The organism is Leisingera sp., from assembly GCF_034669605.1.
Taxonomy (GTDB): Bacteria; Pseudomonadota; Alphaproteobacteria; order Rhodobacterales; family Rhodobacteraceae; genus Leisingera.
Genome location: NZ_JAXMOX010000267.1, coordinates 1 through 5,131, shown reverse-complemented (window position 1 = coordinate 5,131; position 5,131 = coordinate 1). Strand labels below are relative to the sequence as shown.

Genomic DNA, 5,131 nt, shown 5'->3' with positions numbered 1-5,131 from the left:
AGCGCCGTCTGGCGCCAGCCAGGGGGGCGTTTGCGCGCGGGAGCGCCGCCTGTCAGTTCCAGTGTCAGTTCCAGTGTCATATCCATTGCCGGACCTGTCGTCAGACCAGCCGGGCCGGGATCAGCCCGCGCAGGGAATTGCCCATATGGATGGCCCGCGCCGCCTGCAGGTCTTGCAGGCCAAGAACCGCCTCGCGGCACTCCCCCCGCTCCAGCAGCACCTGACGCAAGATGCCCGGCAGCAGGCCGGAGCTGAGCGGCGGCGTGACCACCTGCCCATCCGCGCGGGTGACAAACAGATTGGTAATGGTGCCTTCGCAGACTTCGCCGCGCTGGTTCAGGAACAGCAGCTCATCCATACCGCCGGGCAGATTGGCCCGCGCCGCATCATACAGGATCCGGCGGGTGGTCTTGTGCTGCAGCCAGACATCCGCCGCATCCAGCCTTGTTTCAGCGATGCCCAGCCGCCATTCCGCAGGGCTGCTGCCCAGCGGCGGCGCCGTCAGCTCCAGCTGCCCGCCCGCCTCCAAAGCGAGGCGGCAGCGCAGCGGCCTGTCGCCGCCAGCCTCCGCCAGGACATGCCGCGCCTGCGCCGGATCAAAGGGAATACCAAACGCCGCAGCGCTGCGCGCCATCCGGGCCAGATGCTGCTCCAGATGCCGAAACCCCTCTCCCGGATGCCAGCCCAGCGTCTCGATCAGGCGGAAAGCGGGATCGTTCCGGATGGCGTCACGCGGGCGAACCGGGCTTTCCATAGCGCTTCCTCATACTCAGACTCCGCGGTGCTGTCCCAGACCACGCCGCCGCCCACGTTAAGCGTCGCGCGGCCCTCTTCCAGCATCAGCGTGCGGATCGCCACGTTGAATTCCGACGTGCCGTCCGGCGCTGCCCAGCCGATGGTGCCGCAATAGATATCACGCGCCCAGGGTTCCAGATCGTTGAGGATCTCCATCGCCCGGATCTTCGGCGCGCCGGTGATCGAGCCGCAAGGAAACAGCGCCGCAAAAATCTCTGCCAGCCCGGCGTCAGGCCGCAGCTTTGCCCGCACCATCGAGACCATCTGATGCACGGTGGCATAGCTTTCGACCGCAAACAGTTCCGGCACCTGCACCGACCCGGTCTCCGCCACGCGGGAGATGTCGTTGCGCAGAAGATCCACGATCATCAGGTTTTCGGCGCGGTTCTTTTCATCCTGGCGCAGGAAGTCGCGGCGGCGGGCGTCCTCGGCCGGATCATCGCTGCGCGGCTGGGTGCCCTTCATCGGCCGGGTCTCGATCACGCCCGCCGCATCGGTGCGGAAGAACAGTTCCGGCGAGCGCGACAAAAGATCCGGCAGACCGTCCTGTTCGACAAGGACACCCTGGCCCACCGCTTGTCTGGCCTGCAGTGCGGCGTATAGCTCCCCGGCAGTGCCAAACGCCTCTGCATCAATCGGAAAGGTCAGGTTGGCCTGATAGCTATCGCCCTTGCCAATGTTGCGGTTCACCTCGGCAAAGGCTTCGGCGTAGCGTTCATAACTCCACCTCGGAGTGATGTGTTCCAGCCCCGCATCGCCCGGCGGCACGCCGGGCAGCGCCCGTCCGCCCCCCCGGGCGGGCGCTGCGCTTTCCGCCCGCGGACGGGCACTGCCCTCGGTGGCATTTATGGATGGATCGTCATAGACCCCGAAACAGATCAGCGGCAGCCGCCGCCCCGCTGGCATCCGGCCCGCCAGCTTCACCTCCAGCGCATAGCCCAGTTCATAAGAAGCATAGCCCGCCAGCCAATGCCCGTCCGCGCGTGCCGTATCCAAGGCGGCCAGCGCAGCGGGCACCTCTTCCGGCCCGTCCGCGCGGATCAGGCGCAGCGGCTGGTCGAAACATGTGCCGGCCCCCTTGGGCCCCTGATCAAAGCGAATCCGCACTGGAATTGACTCCGTGAACGTCTGCCCCCCACATATATCCGTTCGCTATGCGAACAAAAGGGGTGGATGCGGCATTTCCAAATCCGTTTCCGATCCCCCTTGAACCTTTCGGCGCGGTCCCTATAACGCAGGACAATTTGGGCACTCGCCGGTGCCCCCGATTCAAAGCTGCCCGCGCGTCAACCAAAGGAATATGGCCATGCCCAAAAGAACCGACATCCAGTCGATTATGATCATCGGAGCCGGTCCGATCGTCATCGGGCAGGCCTGCGAGTTTGATTACTCCGGCGCCCAGGCCTGCAAAGCCCTGCGCGAAGAGGGCTACCGGGTCATCCTGGTGAACTCCAACCCGGCCACCATCATGACCGATCCGGGCCTGGCCGACGCCACCTATATCGAGCCGATCACCCCGGAAGTGGTCGCCAAGATCATCGAGAAGGAACGCCCCGACGCGCTGCTGCCGACGATGGGCGGGCAGACCGGGCTCAACACCTCGCTGGCGCTGGAAGAAATGGGCGTGCTCGAGAAATTCGGTGTCGAAATGATCGGCGCCACCCGCGATGCCATTGAAATGGCTGAAGACCGCAAACTGTTCCGCGAAGCAATGGACCGCCTCGGCATCGAAAACCCGCGCGCCACCATCGTCACCGCACCCAAGCTGGAGGACGGCAAAGCGGACCTGGACGAAGGTGTCCGCATCGCACTGGACGCGCTGGAAGACATCGGCCTGCCCGCAATCATCCGCCCCGCCTTTACCATGGGCGGCACCGGCGGCGGCGTCGCCTACAACCGCGAAGATTACATCCACTTCTGCCGCACCGGCATGGACGCGTCCCCGGTGAACCAGATCCTGGTCGACGAAAGCCTGCTGGGCTGGAAAGAGTTCGAAATGGAAGTGGTCCGCGACAAGGCGGACAATGCGATCATCGTCTGCTCGATTGAAAACATCGACCCGATGGGCGTCCACACCGGCGATTCGATCACCGTGGCCCCGGCGCTGACGCTGACCGACAAAGAATATCAGATCATGCGCACCCATTCGATCAACGTGCTGCGCGAGATCGGCGTGGAAACCGGCGGCTCCAACGTGCAATGGGCAGTGAACCCCGCCGACGGCCGCATGGTGGTGATCGAAATGAATCCGCGGGTCAGCCGCTCCTCGGCGCTGGCTTCCAAGGCCACCGGCTTCCCGATTGCCAAGATCGCCGCCAAGCTGGCGGTTGGCTACACGCTGGACGAGCTGGACAATGACATCACCAAGGTGACTCCGGCGTCGTTCGAGCCGAGCATCGACTATGTCGTGACAAAAATTCCGAAATTCGCCTTTGAAAAATTCCCCGGCTCGGAACCCTACCTCACCACCGCGATGAAATCGGTGGGCGAGGCGATGGCCATCGGCCGCACCATCCATGAATCGCTGCAAAAGGCGCTGGCGTCGATGGAATCCGGCCTCACCGGCTTTGACGAGGTGGAGATCCCCGGCGCCCCCGACAAGGCGGCGGTGTTCAAGGCGATCAGCCTGCAGACCCCGGACCGGATGCGCACCATCGCCCAGGCCATGCGCCACGGGCTGAGCGACGATGAAATCCACGGCGTCACCAAATTCGATCCCTGGTTCCTGGCCCGCATCCGCGAAATCGTCGCGGCCGAAGAGGAGGTCCGCGGCAGCGGCCTGCCGGCGGACGAAAAAGGCCTGCGCGCGCTCAAGATGCTGGGCTTCACCGATGCCCGCCTGGCCAAGCTGACCGGCCGGACAGAGGCAGACGTCCGCAAGGCCCGCCACGCGGCCGGCGTCAACGCCGTGTTCAAGCGGATCGACACCTGCGCCGCCGAATTCGAGGCGCAGACGCCCTACATGTACTCGACCTATGAAGCGCCGGCCTTTGGCGAAGCGGAATGCGAGGCGCGCCCCTCCGACCGCAAGAAGGTGGTCATCCTCGGCGGCGGCCCGAACCGGATCGGCCAGGGCATCGAGTTCGACTACTGCTGCTGCCACGCCTGCTTTGCGCTGACCGACGCGGGCTTCGAGACCATCATGATCAACTGCAACCCGGAAACCGTGTCGACCGACTATGACACCTCGGACCGGCTGTATTTCGAACCGCTGACCTTCGAGCACGTGATGGAAATCCTGCGGGTTGAGCAGGACAACGGCACCCTGCACGGCGTCATCGTGCAGTTCGGCGGCCAGACCCCGCTGAAACTGGCAAACGCGCTGGAAGAGGAAGGCATCCCGATCCTCGGCACCTCGCCCGACGCCATCGACCTGGCCGAAGACCGCGAGCGGTTCCAGGCGCTGGTCAACAACCTGGGCCTCAAGCAGCCGAAGAACGGCATCGCCTCCACCGACGAGCAAGCGCTTGCCATCGCTGAGGAAATCGGCTTCCCGCTGGTGATCCGCCCGTCTTATGTGCTGGGCGGCCGGGCGATGGAAATCGTCCGCGACATGGACCAGCTCCGGCGCTACATCGCCGAGGCGGTGGTGGTCTCCGGCGACAGCCCGGTGCTGCTCGACAGCTACCTCTCCGGCGCGGTTGAACTGGATGTGGACGCGATCTGCGACGGCAAGGACGTGCATGTGGCGGGCATCATGCAGCACATCGAAGAGGCCGGCGTGCACTCGGGCGACAGTGCCTGCAGCCTGCCGCCCTACTCGCTCGGCAAGCCGGTGATCGACCAGATCAAGGAACAGACCTTTGCGCTGGCCAAGGCGCTGAATGTGGTTGGCCTGATGAACATCCAGTTTGCGATCAAACCCAATGACGCCGGCGAAGAGGAGATTTACCTGATCGAGGTGAACCCGCGCGCCTCGCGCACCGTGCCGTTTGTGGCCAAGGCCACCGACAGCGCCATTGCCTCGATCTCGGCCCGGGTGATGGCCGGGGAGCCGCTGTCGAACTTCCCGATGCGCGCGCCGTATCAGCCCGATGCAGGCTATGACGTCAACACCCCGATGGCCGACCCGATGACCCTGGCGGATCCGGACATGCCCTGGTTCTCGGTCAAAGAAGCCGTTCTGCCGTTTGCCCGCTTCCCCGGCGTCGACACCATCCTCGGCCCGGAAATGCGCTCCACCGGCGAAGTCATGGGCTGGGACCGTTCCTTTGCCCGCGCCTTCCTCAAGGCGCAGATGGGCGCCGGCATGGTGCTGCCGTCCCAAGGCCGCGCCTTTATCTCGATCAAGGATGCCGACAAGGGCCGTCTGATGCTGGAAGCGGCACAGATCCTG

General features: G+C 64.8%; 3 protein-coding genes. 1 reads left to right on the top strand and 2 read right to left on the bottom strand.

The window, feature by feature from the left end; genetic code table 11:
- Window positions 1-100 precede the first annotated feature (100 nt).
- Window positions 101-754 (bottom strand): aminotransferase class IV family protein, encoded by a 654-nt coding sequence (locus tag VOI29_RS22365; RefSeq protein ID WP_323783814.1) that lies wholly within the window; start codon window positions 752-754, stop codon window positions 101-103.
- A complete protein-coding gene (locus VOI29_RS22360; protein WP_323783812.1) occupies window positions 697-1,902 on the bottom strand; it encodes an aminodeoxychorismate synthase component I in 1,206 nt (401 codons plus the stop codon). The genes VOI29_RS22365 and VOI29_RS22360 overlap by 58 nt, the downstream gene beginning before the upstream one ends.
- Before the next feature lie 199 nt (window positions 1,903-2,101).
- On the opposite strand from VOI29_RS22360, the gene carB reads away from it, so the two are divergent.
- On the top strand, window positions 2,102-5,131 hold a 3,030-nt coding region (gene carB / locus VOI29_RS22355; RefSeq protein WP_323783810.1), incomplete at its 3' end, for a carbamoyl-phosphate synthase large subunit.

Coding starts and splice junctions, on each gene's coding strand:
- VOI29_RS22365 (WP_323783814.1), bottom strand. CDS start 754: ATGGAAAGCCCGGTTCGCCCGCGTGACGCCATCCGGAACGATCCCGCT.